This is a genomic window from Streptomyces sp. NPDC048479 (assembly GCF_040651435.1).
GTDB lineage: Bacteria > Actinomycetota > Actinomycetes > Streptomycetales > Streptomycetaceae > Streptomyces.
Window position 1 is genome coordinate 433,634 of record NZ_JBEZKA010000002.1, and the last position, 14,271, is coordinate 447,904.

The window sequence follows — 14,271 nt, forward strand, 5'->3', positions numbered from 1 at the left end:
GAAGGTGGGGGGCCGTTCGCAGAGCCCGGGTGCCCTGTCGGCCGGCTGATGCCTCCCAGCGAGCCCGAGGACCTCCGGGGGAAGCCGGGCAAGGGCAAGGGGCAGCCCGGCAAGGGCGAAGGGACGCCCCCCGGGGAAGAGAGCGCGGCGGACCGCCGTCCCGGCTCCGTCTTCCGGCCGTCCTGGTGGCAGATCCGGTCCCGGAAGCTGGTCGCCACCGCGAAGTGGCTGCACACGCAGGCCGAGTCCCGCTTCCCGGTCATCTCGCATCTCGCCGCACGGATGGTGTCGGTGAACATCTTCGACTCCGCCACCCGGCTGGCTGCCCAGTGCTTTCTGACCGCGGTCCCACTGCTCTTCGTCGTCGCGTCCTTCGCACCGGAGGCAGTGCGCAATCAGCTGATCAGCTCCGTCCGCGCGGTCTTCGGGCTCGCCGGCGCCGCGAACGACCAGCTGAACCACGTCTATCAGTCCAGTACCGACACCCTGCGCGAGGCCACCGGTGTGGTGGGCGGGCTCATGCTGCTGCTCTCCGCGACGGCCGTCAGCCGGGCGATGCAGCGGCTGTGCAAACGGGCCTGGGAGGTCCCCAGGGCGGGGACCAGGATCGCCGCCTGGCGGTGGCTTGTATGGATCGGGATCTGGCTGGCGGTTCTGATCGTGCAGGCGCCGCTGCGCGACGGCTTCGGTGCCGGGCTGTGGCTGGGCATCCCGGTCACGGTGGTGACCCAGACCGCGCTCTGGTGGTGGACCCAGCATCTGTTGCTGGGCGGCCTGATCCGCTGGCCGCCCCTGCTGCCCGGTGCCGTCATCACGGCGGTCGCCGTGACCCTTCTGTCGATCGGAGCGCGGTTCTACATGCCCCGGGCGCTCAATCGCGCCCTTTCCGAGTACGGGTCGGTCGGCTCGGTCTTCGTCCTGCTGTCATGGCTGATCGTGGTCTGCGCGGCGATCGCCGTCGGCATCTGCGCGGGAGCCGTCGTGGCCCAAGAACCCTTCCTGGCCCGTCGCCTGGGCAGTCCACCTCCCACCTGGCAGAAGGGCGGAGGCACTTGACCATGGCTTCTGCTCCCAGGGCGGCCCTGGGAGAGTCCTGCGGGCGAGCGATCGTGCGGGCCGGTCGTGCGGGCGGGCACCATAGAGGGAGATAATGCACAATCTTCCGAGATCGAGTTGCCTCATCGGATATGGGAGTGTCATCCCAACAGCCCATACCGCAGGGCCGAAGCAGGCTTACGGCGAATCAGGTACCGCTGCGGCGCAAATGGTTGTCTTTCCGCGGGCCGGACTTTCCCGGCCTCGTTCGGCGCCAGGATCAGCCTGGCAGGCCAGGTGACCGACCCGGCCCGAACGGCGCGCCCCGGATCACGTCCTCGTCCAGGTGCGCGGCGACCACCGACCACCGGGCGGGCATGGCAGCGGGATGTGGACACACGGCCCCGCGACCATGAAGCCGCCGGAGGGGCCGCCCTCGTCGTGGTCGGCCACGAGAAGGACGGCTCCCGGGACTCAGCTGATCGGACGCAGCATTTCCGGACCGTACAGCGCCTGCCCCTGCCGCTCAGCGTTGGCACGCACGTGCTGTGCGAACCGAGGCAGGTACTGCACCGCCTACGGACGCCCCCTGACCAACCCAGGAAACAGATGACAGCCATGGACCTGACGAAGCACTCCTACGCCTGGGCGATCAGGCGGTCCACCGCTGCCGTGCCCGAGGTGTAGCCGGCGCCAGTCTCCCCGTACGCGGCGGGCATGGGAGCAGCGGCGGGCATGGCACCGGCGGGCGGCAAGTTCTGCTGCCGGGCCGCCGGGGCCAGGCCCCGGGCGGCGACCGGCTGCTGGGCCAGAGCGAGCATCGGCGTCTGCTGCATCGGTGTCTGCCTCATCGGTCTCTGCTGCTGCGGCGCGGGCGCCTGGGCCAGCATCGGTGCCATCGGCTGCGGAGGCGGTTCGGCCACCTGGGTGCGCTGTCCGTACAGCACCTGCTCCATCGCCGATATCAGCCGGATCACGTCCTGATGCGGACGCACCACCAGGCGCAGGAAGCGGCTAGAGCTGCCGACCTTGTTGCTGCACTCGCGCACCAATACGCCGTGTTCGGCGAGCAGCCGGTCCCGCAGGACCGCCCCGTCCACACCCTCCGGCAGGCGGACATAGAGGAAGTTGCCCTGCGAGGGGTAGATGGTGAGGCCCGGCAGCTGAGAGAGGCGCCAGGTCATCTCCTGCCGGTCGCGCCGGGCCTGCTGGAGGCTCTCGGCGTACTCCTGGCGGTGCTCCTTCAGCATGAACACCACTGTTTCGGCGAAGGAGTTGAGGTTCCACTTCGGCAGCGCGGCCCGCACCTTCGCGGCGAGGCTGGGATTCGACACGAGGTAGCCGAAGCGCACGCCGTGCAGCCCGAAGTTCTTGCCCAGGCTGCGCAGCACGATCACGTTCGTCCGCAGTACGGCCTCCGCCGCGACGCTCGGCTCCGGTTCGGCGTCCGCGAATTCGAGGAAGGACTCGTCGACGACGACCAGGTCCAGGTCCTGGAGTGAGTCGAGCATGGCGAGGAGCTGCTGTTTGGGGAGGTAACCGCCATCGGGGTTGTTGGGGTTGCAGATGACCGCCGCGCGGGAGCCGCGGCTGCGGATGAACTGCACGAAGGACTCCGGGTCGAGGCCGAAACCGCGTGCCTCCGGCAGCAGGAGCATGTCGACACGCTTGCCGGTCTCCATCGGCTGGTCGGTCCACCGTCCGAAGGTGGGGACAGGGACCGCCAGCGACTCCTTGACCAGCAAATGGTCGATCCAGGTGATCAGTTCGGTGGAGCCGTTTCCCATGGCGACGGTCTGCGGGTTGAGGCCGAGCACCTGGCACAGCTCGGCGGTGATGGTGTCCGCACTGCTCGGGTAGTACGTCAGGATCTCGCGTAGGCGGTCAGCGAGCTGATCGAACATCACTGGGGTGGGGAAGTACGGATTGCAGGGGATGCAGAAGTCCGTGATCTCGCCGCCCTCACCGCCGGCTGCCCTGTTCAGGGTGAAGTACGAAGGGCTGTGCGCGGTGGACGCGCGGAAGAGTGCGGTGACATTGCTGCCGGCCATAGATCTGCCTCCCCTGCCGGAACGGCCCATGCGGAAGCACATGAGCCGCCCAGGTATACGGAAGCGGACGGGACGGCGTTCAACGGCTGGGGCGTGCGGGACACCCCCGGGGCTGATCAGCCGGCCTGCTCGGGGCCCGTCGTGCGGTGGACAACGTTCGGCTGTCGGCCGAAGCAGTAGGCGCCGGTGCTTCACACCTGGGCCATGCCGCCGTCCACGAAGAGCTCCACGCCGGTGATGAAGCTCGACGCATCGCTGGAGAGGAACACCGCGGCCTTGCCCATCTCGCGGGGATCCGCGATCCGCCCGGTCGGGTTGCCCTCCCCCATGGTCTTGATCGCGGCGTCCACCTGGTCGGCTCCCTGCGCCATCTCCAGAGCGCGCCTGAGGGACTCGGTGTCGACCGCCCCGGGACTGAGGACGTTCATCCGGATGCCCGACCCCTTGATGTCCTGGATCCAGGACCGGATGAAACCGCGCACCGCGGCCTTCGCGCCGCCGTACATGCTCATCCCGCGCGGAGGCTGGATGGAAGCCGTCGATCCGATGATGACGACCGTTCCGCCGGACGGCAGCAACGGCAGTGCCGGCTGGACGGTGAACAGGACGCCCTTCGCGTTGACGTTGAAGGTCCGGTCGAACTGCTCCTCCGTGATCGAGCCGAGCGGGGCGTGTGCGCCGATGCCGGCGTTGGCCACGACCGCGTCGAGCCGTCCGTACCGCGTCTTGACCTCCCGGTACATCATCTCCATGGACGCGAGATTCGTGACGGATGCGCCTCCACTTAGCAACCCGGGACGTCAGGCCGGGACGACAGGAGACCGCCGATGACCAGAGAGACAGGGCGCCCGCTGCGGGCCGACGCGCAGCGCAACCGGGACAAGATCCTCTCCGCTGCGGTGCGCGTCTTCGCCGAGCAGGGACTGGACGCACACCTGGAGCGCATCGCCAAAGAAGCCGGCGTAGGCACCGGGACCCTCTACCGGAACTTTCCGACCCGGGAGATCCTGATCGAGGCCGCGTACCGCAACGAGCTGAGCCGGCTGTGCGACGCCGCCCCCGACCTTCTGACCACGATGGAGCCGCGCGAGGCGCTGCGCGCCTGGATGGGCCGCTTCATCGACTACGCGACCGCCAAACTGGGCATGGCCGATGCCCTGCGGGCCCTCGTCGAGTCGGGCGTCAACCCCTACGCCCAAAGCCACGAGATGATGCTGTCCGCCCTGACCTCTCTCCTGAACGCCGGCGTAAGCGCCGGCACCATCCGGTCGGACATCAGCGCGACCGACATGTTCGCCGGCCTCACCGGCATTGCTCTGGCCTCCGGAAAACCCGAACAGCGCGAGCAGGCCGAACGTCTCCTCGACCTCATCCTGGACGGACTGAGCACCGACCGGCACTGACGCGGCGACTGTCCTGACATTCCGTCAATTCGCAGGAGGACAGCGCTGAAGCGCGCTCTTCTACAGCACGGAGAGACCGGATCTCGAACCAGTCAGCCATGGGCGGAAGGCAGTTCGAGATCCGGACACTCCTCAGAGAGTGCCGAGCCGCTCGAGCGGGAACGGCGGCTGGGCCAGCGGGCGCACCGCGAGCCGGGTCAGCGGCAGGGCATTGTCGTCACCCGCCGTGCGGTTGGCGTGGAGCACCCCGCAACCGGTGCAGCGGTGGACGAGCACCCACTCGCCGTCGCCGCGGACGGAGATGGCGAGAGGTTCCATCCGGGCTCCGCAGTCGGCAGCCCGGTCGCCGGGGGTGTCGTCGAGATGACGGCTCCACAGGCAGTTGGGGCAGTGATTGCGGTGACCGGTACCGGCTGCGGTCATCGATACGTCGAGACCGCAGTGAAGGCAGCGGAAGGACTGGGCACGCGCTTCGGTGCGGGCGCGCCTGGAGGTGTTGCCCGGGGTGTTGCGTGAGGCGTTGCCCGGGGTCTTGCGTGAGGTGCTGCGGGACATCGTGGACACGACTCCTGGTGTGATGCGCGGGATGGGCGTCAGCTCTGAACGCCGTCTCGCATCAAGGGAGTTCATACCGCGAGGGCGGGAGGCCTTCCTCGATCGCGAGAACGGTTCCGCTGGGCCCTGGGCATACACGCACCACCTCTGCCTCGACATCCGGTCGCCTGATGAGATCCCGCCGCACGGGCGTACAGCAACCGAATTTATTCAGCACGCCGGGCAACGGAAGGCTGCAAACGGCGTCAGGCGACCGAACCTATCCGCCCCACCGAGGCCTGCAGGCCATCGTGGTGGATCGGGGTGTGCGCTCCCGTCAGGGAGACTCCGCTGCCGCCGCGCCGTTTCGCCACTATCTCCGCACCGATCGACAGCGCCGTCTCCTCCGGCGTACGCGCGCCGAGGTCCAGGCCGATCGGCGAGCGCAGTCGGGCCAGTTCGAGTTCGGTCACGCCGACCTCACGCAACCGCTTGTTGCGGTCCTCATGCGTACGCCGGGAACCCATCGCGCCGATATAGGCGACGGGAAGTCTCAGGGCCAGTTCGAGCAGCGGAACGTCGAACTTGGCGTCGTGAGTGAGGACGCAGAGGACGGTGCGGCCGTCCACCTCCGTCGACTCCAGATAGCGGTGCGGCCAGTCGACGACGATCTCGTCCGCCTCCGGGAAGCGGGTCCTCGTCGCGAAGACGGGACGGGCGTCGCAGACCGTGACGTGGTAGCCGAGGAACTTGCCGACCCGGACCAGTGCCGACGCGAAGTCGATCGCACCGAAGACGATCATGCGGGGGGCCGGGACGCTCGATTCGACCAGAAGCGTCAACGGCTGTCCGCAGCGGCTGCCGTCCTCGCCGACGACGACCGTGCCGGTACGGCCGGCGTCCAGCAGCGCGCGGGCCTCGGCCGCAGCCGTGCGGTCCAGCTCGGGGTGACCGCCGAGGACCCCGTCGTACGAACCGTCCGGCCGGACCAGCAGCGCACGGCCCCTGACCTCCGCCGGTCCGTCGGTGATCCGCGCGACCGCCGCCGCCTCCCCTTGGGCGGCGGCGGACACCGCGGCCGCGAACACCTCCCTCGCGGGAGAGTCCGCGCGTACCGGCGTGACGAGGATGTCGATGATTCCGCCGCAGGTCAGGCCCACGGCGAAGGCATCCTCGTCGCTGTAGCCGAACTGCTCGAGGACGGTGAGACCGTCCTCGAGCGACTGCTGACACAACTCGTACACCGCCCCTTCCACACACCCTCCGGAGACCGACCCGATCGCCGTGCCCTCGCTGTCCACCGCGAGAGCGGCGCCCGGCTGCCGGGGCGCGCTGCCGCCGACCGCCACCACGGTGGCGACAGCGAATTCGCGGCCCTGCTCGACCCACCGGTTCAGCTCTTCGGCGATGTCCAGCACGTCGGTCTCCTCAAGGTGTGTGTAGGGGTGACGGGGAGTTACTTGACTCCCAGCCAGCCCTCGATCGGGTGAAGGGCGAAGTAGGCCAGGAAGACGACGGACAGCACCCACATAAGCCAGCCGACGTCGCGCGCCTTGCCCTGCACGGCCTTGATCAGGACGTGGGCGATGACGCCCGCCGCGATGCCCGCGGTGATCGAGTACGTGAAGGGCATCAGCACGGTGGTCAGGAACACCGGGATCGCGGTGGCCTGGTCGTTCCAGTCGATGTGCTTGGCATTGGTCATCATCATCGATCCGATGACGACGAGCGCGGCGGCGGCCACCTGGGTGGGGATGACCTGGGCGAGTGGAGTGAAGAACAGACAGAGCGTGAAGGCGAGACCGGTGATCACGCTGGCGAAGCCGGTGCGCGCACCGTCACCGACGCCCGCCGTGGACTCCACGAACACCGTCTGGCCGGAGGCGCCGGCGAGGCCGCCGAACGCGCCGCCCGCACCATCGATGGCCAGGGCCTTGTTGAGGCCCGGCATCTTGCCCTTGTCGTCGGCGAGTTCGGCCTGCTGGCCGATGCCGATGATGGTGCCCATGGCGTCGAAGAAGCCGGCCAGCACCAGGGTGAAGACGATGACGCCGACGGTGATGCCACCGACGCCACCCATGCCGCTGAAAGAGACACTGCCGAAGAGACCGAAGTCCGGCGTGCTCACGATGGAGCCGGTGATCTCGGGTGCGTTCAGTCCGCCCCAGGCCTTCTTGTCGAGGCCCGCGAACTGGTGGACCACCGCGGCGAAGACCGTACCGCCGACGATGCCGATGAGGATCGCGCCGGGGACCTTGCGGACCTGCAGCAGGAAGATCAGCAGGACGGTGACGGCGAAGCAGAGCACCGGCCAGCCGGTGAGCATGTCGCTCGTGCCGAGCTGGATCGGCTTGGCTCCGGCGATACCGCCGTCTCCGGGCATGGAGGTGACGAAACCCGCCTGGACCAGGCCGATGAGGCAGACGAAGAGGCCGATCCCCATGGTGATCGCGTGCTTCAGTGCCAAGGGGATGGCGTTCATGATCAGTTCGCGCAGGCCGGTGACGACGAGCAGGACGATCACGGCGCCGTAGATGACGCACATGCCCATCGCGTTTTCCCAGGTCATCTCCGGGGCGACCTGGAAGGCCATGACGGCGGAGACGCTGAGTCCCGCCGCGAGGGCCAGCGGCACATTGCCGATCAAGCCCATCACGATGGTGGTGGCCGCGGCGGCGAAGACGGTCGCGGTGGTGAGCTGATCACCGTCGAGCCTGTGACCGGCCGCATCCGGAACCGAGAGAATCACCGGGTTGAGAAGGATGATGTACGCCATCGCCATGAAGGTGGTGATGCCGCCACGCACCTCCCGACCGACGGTCGATCCTCGCTGGGTTATGTGGAAGTACCGGTCGAGCCAGGACCTTCCGGCGGGCTGGCGCGTACCCGCGCCGGCGTCCTCCGCCGTGGTCTTGGTCTCAAGAGACTGCTGGGTCATGGTGCCTACTCCCAAGGTTCACAGGGGCACCCGCATGGGGACTGAAATCGCGGGATTTGGGATGGTGCGCTGGCTGCACGACCCGGGGGACGGCCCGAGGCGAACTGGATGGTGCCGGGTGCTGCTCGTGGTGCTGGGTTTCAAGGACCGCGAGCGGTGCGGTACTTGAGTTCTCCGGGCGGCGCGACAGGCGGTCGGGAAGTGTGACGTTCCTCGGAGGCACGGCGCACCGCCCGGAGAAGGCGGGGATCAGGTACCGGTGAGGTGCTCGGGGCGTACCGGTGTCCTGTTGAGCTCCAGCCCCGTCGCGTTCCGGATCGCCGCGAGGACGGCCGGGGTCGACGAAAGGGTCGGGGCCTCGCCGATGCCGCGCAGTCCGTACGGCGCGTGGTCATCTGCCAGCTCGAGTACGTCGACGGGGATGGTCGGCGTGTCGAGGATGGTGGGGATCAGATAGTCCGTGAAGGAGGGGTTGCGCACCTTCGCTGTCTTCGGGTCGACGATGATCTCCTCCATGACCGCGACGCCCAGGCCCTGGGTGGTGCCACCCTGGATCTGGCCGACGACGGACAGCGGGTTGAGCGCCTTGCCGACGTCCTGGGCGACCGCGAGCTCGACGACCTTGACCAGGCCGAGCTCGGTGTCCACCTCGACGACCGCGCGGTGCGCGGCGAACGAGTACTGGACGTGGCCGTTGCCCTGACCCGTATGCAGGTCGAAGGCCTCGGTGGGGCGGTGGCGCCACTCGAGCTCCAGGTCGACCGACTCGCCCTCGAGTACGTCCACCAGGTCGGCGAGGACTTCACCGCCGTCGGTGACGACCTTGCCGCCTTCGAGCAGGAGCTCGGCGGTGGCCCAGGCGGGGTGGTACGAGCCGAACTTGCGGCGGCCGATCTCCAGGACCTTCTCGCGGACGTTCTCGCAGGTGTGCTTGACCGCGCCGCCGGTGACGTACGTCTGACGGGAGGCGGAGGTGGAGCCGGCCGAGCCGACCTGGGTGTCGGCCGGGTGGATCGTCACCTGCGAGACACCGAGCTCGGTACGGGCAATCTGAGCATGGACGGTGACACCGCCCTGGCCGACCTCCGCCATCGCGGTGTGCACGGTCGCGACCGGCTCACCGCCCACGACCTCCATACGCACCCGCGCGGTGGAGTAATCGTCGAAGCCCTCGGAGAAGCCGACATTCTTGATGCCGACCGCGTAGCCGACACCGCGGACGACACCCTCGCCGTGCGTGGTGTTGGACAGACCGCCCGGCAGGGCGCGGACGTCCGCCTCCTCACCGGCCGTGAGCCACTGCTGCTCGGGCGGCAGCGGCCTGGCCTTGACACGGCGCAGCAGCTCCGCGACCGGGGCCGGGGAGTCGACCGGCTGCCCGGTCGGCATGATCGTGCCCTGCTCCATCGCGTTGAGCTGGCGGAACTCCACCGGGTCGATGCCCAGCTTCGCCGCGAGCTTGTCCATCTGGGCCTCGTAGGCGAAGCACGCCTGGACCGCGCCGAAGCCGCGCATGGCGCCGCAGGGCGGGTTGTTCGAGTAGAGCGCGATCGCCTCGATGTCGACGTCGTCGACGACGTACGGGCCGACGCTGAGCGAGGACGCGTTGCCGACGACCGCCGGGGATGCGGAGGCGTACGCGCCGCCGTCCAGGACGATCCTGCACTTCATGTGCGTGAGCTTGCCGTCCTTGGTGGCGCCGTGCTCGTAGTAGAGCTTCGCCGGGTGCCGGTGGACGTGCCCGAAGAAGGACTCGAACCGGTTGTAGACGATCTTGACCGGCTTGCCGGTGCGCAGCGCCAGGAGGCAGGCGTGGATCTGCATCGACAGGTCCTCACGGCCGCCGAAGGCACCGCCGACGCCGGAGAGCGTCATCCGGATCTTCTCCTCGGGCAGGCCGAGGACGGGGGCGATCTGACGGAGGTCAGAGTGCAGCCACTGGGTGGCGACGTACAGCTCGACGCCGCCGTCCTCGGAGGGGACCGCGAGGCCGGACTCCGGGCCGAGGAAGGCCTGGTCCTGCATGCCGAAGGTGTACTCGCCCTTGACGATGACGTCGGCGCGCTCGGCAGCCTCGTCGGCGTTGCCGCGGACGATCGGCTGGCGGTGCACGATGTTCGGGTGCGGGACATGACCGATGTGGTGGTCGTCGCGGCCCTCGTGGACCAGGATCGCGTCGGGAGCGGTCGCGGACGCCTCGTCCGTGATGACCGGCAGCTCGACGTACTCGATCTTGATCTTGGCGGCGGCGCGGCGCGCGGTCTCCGGGTGGTCGGCGGCGACCAGGGCCACCGGCTCGCCGTGGTGGCGGACCTTGCCGTGAGCGAGGACCGGGGTGTCCTGGATCTCCAGGCCGTAGTTCTTCACCTCGGTGGGCAGGTCGTCGTAGGTCAGTACGGCGTAGACGCCGGACGTCGCCAGCGCCTCGGAGACGTCGATCGACTTGATCTCGGCGTGCGCGACGGTGGAGCGCAGCGTGTGGCCCCAGAGCATGTCCTCGTGCCACATGTCCGAGGAGTACGCGAACTCACCGGTGACCTTGAGGGTGCCGTCGGGACGCAGCGTCGACTCGCCGATGCCGCCCTTGGTCCGGGAGCCCTGGGAGATGTTGGTGGGAGTACCGATGGTGGCCATGGTTCTCAGACCGCCTCTTCCTGGCGGGCGGCCGCGAGGCGGACCGCGTCGAGGATCTTCTCGTAACCGGTGCAGCGGCAGAGGTTGCCGGAGAGCGCCTCGCGGATGTCCGCGTCGGACGGCTCGGCGTTGCGCTCGAGCAGCTCGTCGGCGGCGACCAGCAGACCGGGCGTGCAGAACCCGCACTGCACGGCGCCGGCGTCGATGAACGCCTGCTGGATCGGGGAGAGCTCGGAGCCCTCGCCGGTCTGCGAGTCGGAAGGCTTGGCTTCCCACTGCTTGGCCTGGTCCAGGGTGGTGCCGCAGGCGGCCGTGGCGCAGCCGCCGTGCTCGGCACGCTGCTTGGCGAAGTCCGCCAGGCCCTCTACGGTGACGACCTCGCGGCCCTCGACCTGACCTGCGGCAACGAGGCAGGAGCAGACCGGGACGCCGTCGAGCCGGACCGTGCAGGAGCCGCACTCGCCCTGCTCGCACGCATTCTTGGAGCCCGGCAGGCCCATGCGCTCACGCAGCACGTAGAGAAGGCTCTCGCCCTCCCACACGTCGTCCGCTTCCTGCTGACGACCGTTGACCGTGAAGTTCACGCGCATTGTGCGCCTCCCTTTGTGCCGTGGCCGTTGCCCCGGTATGCCTCCCAGGTCCAGCCGAGGGTCCGGCGGGCCATGATGCCGACCGCGTGACGGCGGTAGCTCGCGGTGCCCCGCACGTCGTCGATCGGGTTGCAGCCGCCGGAAGCGAGCTCCGCGAACTGCTTGGCGATCGACGGGGTGATGATCTTCCTGCTGTCCCAGAAGCCGCCCTCTTCCAGCGCGGCGTTCAGGAATTCCTCGGCCGCCTTCGCCCGGACCGGGGTCGGGGCGGCGGAGCCGATGCCGGTGCGCACCGTGCGGGTCTCCGGGTGCAGGGCCAGACCGAAGGCGCAGACCGCGATCACCATCGCGTTGCGGGTGCCCACCTTCGAGTACTGCTGCGGTCCGTCGGCCTTCTCGATGTGGACGGCCCGGATCAGCTCGTCCGCCGCCAGCGCGTTGCGCTTGACGCCGGTGTAGAACGCGTCGATCGGGATGCGGCGGCTGCCGCGTACCGACTCGACCTCGACCTCGGCGCCCGCGGCGAGCAGCGCCGGGTGGGCGTCGCCGGCCGGGGACGCGGTGCCGAGGTTGCCGCCGACGCCGCCGCGGTTGCGGATCTGGGGCGATGCGACCGTGTGCGACGCCAGTGCCAGTCCGGGCAGTTCGGCCCGGAGGTTCTCCATGATCTGGGTGTACGGAACGGAGGCGCCCAGTCGGACGGTGTCCTCGCCGACCTCCCACTCGCACAGCTCGCCGATGCGGTTCAGGTCCAGGAGGTACTCCGGCCGGCGGTGGTCGAAGTTGATCTCGACCATCACATCGGTGCCGCCCGCAATGGGCACAGCGGTGGGGTGCTCGGCCTTGGCGGCGAGCGCCTCCTCCCAGCTGGCGGGGCGAAGGAAGTCCATGAGTGGCTCTCTTCTTCTCAATCGTGGGCGTTCATCGCAGCGGGCCCGGGACGGCTGGCCCTCGACTGTTTTTTCATGCGCTTATTCATGTGCTGTTAACGCGCTGTGGCCCCAGTACACAAGCCGGGCTGCGCCTGGTGCAGTCACCGAAACCATGAAGGAGTTGGCTGGTCGCCTGTCCCGTCTTGTAGATTCGAACGAAAGGCGGGGCTCAGTAACCTCACTGTTTTCCCCTGGAAACGGTGGTCACGGCCACCGGCAACAACGAGACAGATCGGTGGCGACGAGATGCGGCTGCGCGCACTGCTGGAAACCGACGCGCTGGGGCTGCGGCTGCTCGGCGGCGAGGACGAACTGGACCGCGGTGTACGCGGTGTGATGACCACCGACCTGCGAGATCCGAGCCGTTATCTCTCGGGCGGCGAACTGGTGCTGACGGGCCTCGCCTGGCGGCGCACGGCCGCGGACTCCGAGCCGTTCGTCCGGATCCTGGCAGGCGCCGGGGTGGCCGGTCTGGCGGCCGGCGAGGCGGAGCTGGGAAACATCCCGGGTGATCTCGTCGAGGCGTGTTCGCGCCATCGGCTGCCCCTCTTTGCAGTCAATGAATCCGTTGCATTCGCGACGATCACTGAGCATGTGGTGCGCCAGGTCTCCGGCGAGCGGGCCGGGGACCTCGCCGCAGTCGTGGACAGGCACAGGCGGCTGATGACCTCCGGCCCGACGGGCGGCGGACCCGAGGTTGTCCTGGACCTCCTCGGCTCCGACCTGGACCTTCGAGCCTGGGTGCTCTCCCCCACCGGCCGCCAGATCGCGGGCGCGGGCGACCCGCTGCCCGGCGACGTGAGCGCCACGCTCGCCGGTGAGCACCTGGCGGCCTCCCGCACCGGCCGCCGCGGGCCGCATCGGGCGACGGTCCGCGGGCTGACGTACTCCCTCTTCCCGATCCGTAACACGGGCCGCGGCGCCACCCCCGCCTCCAGGGACGTCCGCGAGACGGTCCTGTCGGACTGGCTGCTGGCGGTCGAGGCGGACGCGAGCGACTGGCCCGCCGCGCGGCTGGATCTGCTGCAGGGCGTGACCCAGCTGATCGCCGTCGAGCGCGACCGGCGTGAGGCGGCCCGTACGGTACGCCGACGGCTCGCCCAGGAGGTCCTGGAACTGGTCCAGACGGGCGCGGCACCGGCCGAGATCGCGGCGCGTCTGCGGGTGGCCGCTCCGGTGCTGCTGCCGGGGCTCGGGACGGCGCCGCACTGGCAGGTGGTGGTGGCGCGGGTGGACTGGGGGGACGCGACGACGACGGCGGGTGCGGGTGCTTCCGCCGCTTCGGCTACGGCCATCGAGGCCGGCCCGGTCGCCCAGTCGCTGCTGGAGGAGATCCTGGTCGACCCGGCGGCGGCCGGGCCGGACTCCGCGGACCGGATCGCGGTCGCCCACACCGGCGACGAGGCGATCGCGCTGGTCCCGCTGCCCGCGAGCGCCCTCGGCCCGGACGCCCCCGACGTCGACTCCTTCGAGGCCGGGCTGCACGCCGACGCGCTGCTGCTGTCCGTACGCGACCCGCTCTCGGCGGGTCTCGCCGACGACGGCCGGCTCACCCTGGGCGTCAGCGCGGCAGTGAGCTCGGCAGAAGGTCTGCGGGGCGCGCTGGAGGAGGCACGACACGCCCGCCGGGTGGCGGCGGCGCGCCCGGGCAGGGTCTGCGCGGCGGGTCACCACGAGCTGGCCTCGCACGTACTGCTGCTGCCGTTCGTCCCGGACGATGTGCGCCGCGCTTTCACGGCCAGGCTGCTGGACCCGCTCCGCGACTACGACCGGCGCCACCGCGCGGAGCTGATCCCGACGCTGGAGGCGTTCCTGGACTGCGACGGGTCGTGGACGCGATGCGCGACGCGCCTGCATCTGCATGTGAACACACTGCGCTACAGGGTGGGCAGAATCGAGCAACTGACGAGCCGTGACCTGTCGCGCCTGGAGGACAAGCTGGACTTCTTCCTGGCGCTGAGGATGAGCTGAAGCCGGCCCGCCCCGGCCCCCCGGACGGGCGGGAAAATCCGGCCTTGCCGGCGGTTGAGGCGCGGAGGTCTGGGGCGGGGCCCCGGTTCGTGAACGGGCGCCCCACTGACCACCCGCGCGCCCCATCACCCGCCGCACGATTGTGAATTCATTCACCTGACCCCTTGGCCAGGCATGCCTATC

Annotated in this window: 11 protein-coding genes; 3 read left to right on the forward strand and 8 right to left on the reverse strand. The window is 69.4% G+C overall.

Annotation, left to right across the window (positions count from 1 at the left end; genetic code table 11):
• The first annotated feature begins 48 nt into the window (after positions 1 to 48).
• Positions 49 to 1,056, forward strand: a complete 1,008-nt coding sequence (locus AB0D12_RS04865) for a YhjD/YihY/BrkB family envelope integrity protein (protein WP_362677110.1) — start codon at positions 49 to 51, stop codon at positions 1,054 to 1,056.
• A 617-nt stretch (positions 1,057 to 1,673) separates the two neighbouring features.
• On the opposite strand, the gene AB0D12_RS04870 is transcribed toward AB0D12_RS04865, so the two are convergent.
• Complete coding sequence (locus tag AB0D12_RS04870; RefSeq protein WP_362677112.1) at positions 1,674 to 3,086, reverse strand: aminotransferase class I/II-fold pyridoxal phosphate-dependent enzyme; 1,413 nt, start codon at positions 3,084 to 3,086, stop codon at positions 1,674 to 1,676.
• Positions 3,087 to 3,277: 191 nt separating this feature from the next.
• A complete protein-coding gene (locus tag AB0D12_RS04875) occupies positions 3,278 to 3,877 on the reverse strand; it encodes an SDR family oxidoreductase (protein WP_362677114.1) in 600 nt (199 codons plus the stop codon).
• Between the two features lie 36 nt (positions 3,878 to 3,913).
• On the opposite strand from AB0D12_RS04875, the gene AB0D12_RS04880 reads away from it, so the two are divergent.
• Positions 3,914 to 4,489, forward strand: a complete 576-nt coding sequence (locus AB0D12_RS04880; protein WP_362677116.1) for a helix-turn-helix domain-containing protein — start codon at positions 3,914 to 3,916, stop codon at positions 4,487 to 4,489.
• A gap of 132 nt (positions 4,490 to 4,621) precedes the next feature.
• Here the strand turns inward: AB0D12_RS04880 and AB0D12_RS04885 are convergent, their stop codons facing one another.
• From AB0D12_RS04885 to AB0D12_RS04910, 6 genes are all read right to left on the reverse strand, one after another.
• Entirely contained in the window at positions 4,622 to 5,044 is a 423-nt protein-coding gene (locus AB0D12_RS04885; RefSeq protein WP_327326797.1) for an RNHCP domain-containing protein, read from the reverse strand.
• 245 nt (positions 5,045 to 5,289) lie between these two features.
• The gene (locus tag AB0D12_RS04890; protein ID WP_362677118.1) at positions 5,290 to 6,441 is read right to left on the reverse strand and encodes an XdhC/CoxI family protein; all 1,152 of its coding nucleotides are present in this window, start codon (positions 6,439 to 6,441) and stop codon (positions 5,290 to 5,292) included.
• Positions 6,442 to 6,479: 38 nt separating this feature from the next.
• On the reverse strand, positions 6,480 to 7,961 hold the full coding sequence (locus tag AB0D12_RS04895; RefSeq protein ID WP_362677120.1) for an NCS2 family permease: 1,482 nt from the start codon (positions 7,959 to 7,961) through the stop codon (positions 6,480 to 6,482).
• A gap of 249 nt (positions 7,962 to 8,210) precedes the next feature.
• Positions 8,211 to 10,595 carry a molybdopterin cofactor-binding domain-containing protein gene (locus AB0D12_RS04900; protein ID WP_327326794.1) on the reverse strand — a complete coding sequence of 795 codons (2,385 nt, stop codon included), beginning with the start codon at positions 10,593 to 10,595 and terminating at the stop codon, positions 8,211 to 8,213.
• Between the two features lie 5 nt (positions 10,596 to 10,600).
• Positions 10,601 to 11,185: a (2Fe-2S)-binding protein gene (locus AB0D12_RS04905; protein WP_327326793.1), complete on the reverse strand. Its 585-nt coding sequence runs from the start codon at positions 11,183 to 11,185 to the stop codon at positions 10,601 to 10,603.
• Positions 11,176 to 12,075 carry a xanthine dehydrogenase family protein subunit M gene (locus tag AB0D12_RS04910; protein WP_362677122.1) on the reverse strand — a complete coding sequence of 300 codons (900 nt, stop codon included), beginning with the start codon at positions 12,073 to 12,075 and terminating at the stop codon, positions 11,176 to 11,178. The genes AB0D12_RS04905 and AB0D12_RS04910 overlap by 10 nt, the downstream gene beginning before the upstream one ends.
• A gap of 288 nt (positions 12,076 to 12,363) precedes the next feature.
• Between AB0D12_RS04910 and AB0D12_RS04915 the strand changes: the two genes are divergently transcribed.
• The gene (locus AB0D12_RS04915; protein WP_362677124.1) at positions 12,364 to 14,088 is read left to right on the forward strand and encodes a PucR family transcriptional regulator ligand-binding domain-containing protein; all 1,725 of its coding nucleotides are present in this window, start codon (positions 12,364 to 12,366) and stop codon (positions 14,086 to 14,088) included.
• The last annotated feature ends 183 nt before the right edge of the window (positions 14,089 to 14,271 follow it).

Coding starts and splice junctions, on each gene's coding strand:
- AB0D12_RS04865 (WP_362677110.1), top strand. CDS start 49: ATGCCTCCCAGCGAGCCCGAGGACCTCCGGGGGAAGCCGGGCAAGGGC.
- AB0D12_RS04870 (WP_362677112.1), bottom strand. CDS start 3,086: ATGGCCGGCAGCAATGTCACCGCACTCTTCCGCGCGTCCACCGCGCAC.
- AB0D12_RS04880 (WP_362677116.1), top strand. CDS start 3,914: ATGACCAGAGAGACAGGGCGCCCGCTGCGGGCCGACGCGCAGCGCAAC.
- AB0D12_RS04885 (WP_327326797.1), bottom strand. CDS start 5,044: ATGTCCCGCAGCACCTCACGCAAGACCCCGGGCAACGCCTCACGCAAC.
- AB0D12_RS04895 (WP_362677120.1), bottom strand. CDS start 7,961: ATGACCCAGCAGTCTCTTGAGACCAAGACCACGGCGGAGGACGCCGGC.
- AB0D12_RS04900 (WP_327326794.1), bottom strand. CDS start 10,595: ATGGCCACCATCGGTACTCCCACCAACATCTCCCAGGGCTCCCGGACC.
- AB0D12_RS04905 (WP_327326793.1), bottom strand. CDS start 11,185: ATGCGCGTGAACTTCACGGTCAACGGTCGTCAGCAGGAAGCGGACGAC.
- AB0D12_RS04910 (WP_362677122.1), bottom strand. CDS start 12,075: ATGGACTTCCTTCGCCCCGCCAGCTGGGAGGAGGCGCTCGCCGCCAAG.
- AB0D12_RS04915 (WP_362677124.1), top strand. CDS start 12,364: ATGCGGCTGCGCGCACTGCTGGAAACCGACGCGCTGGGGCTGCGGCTG.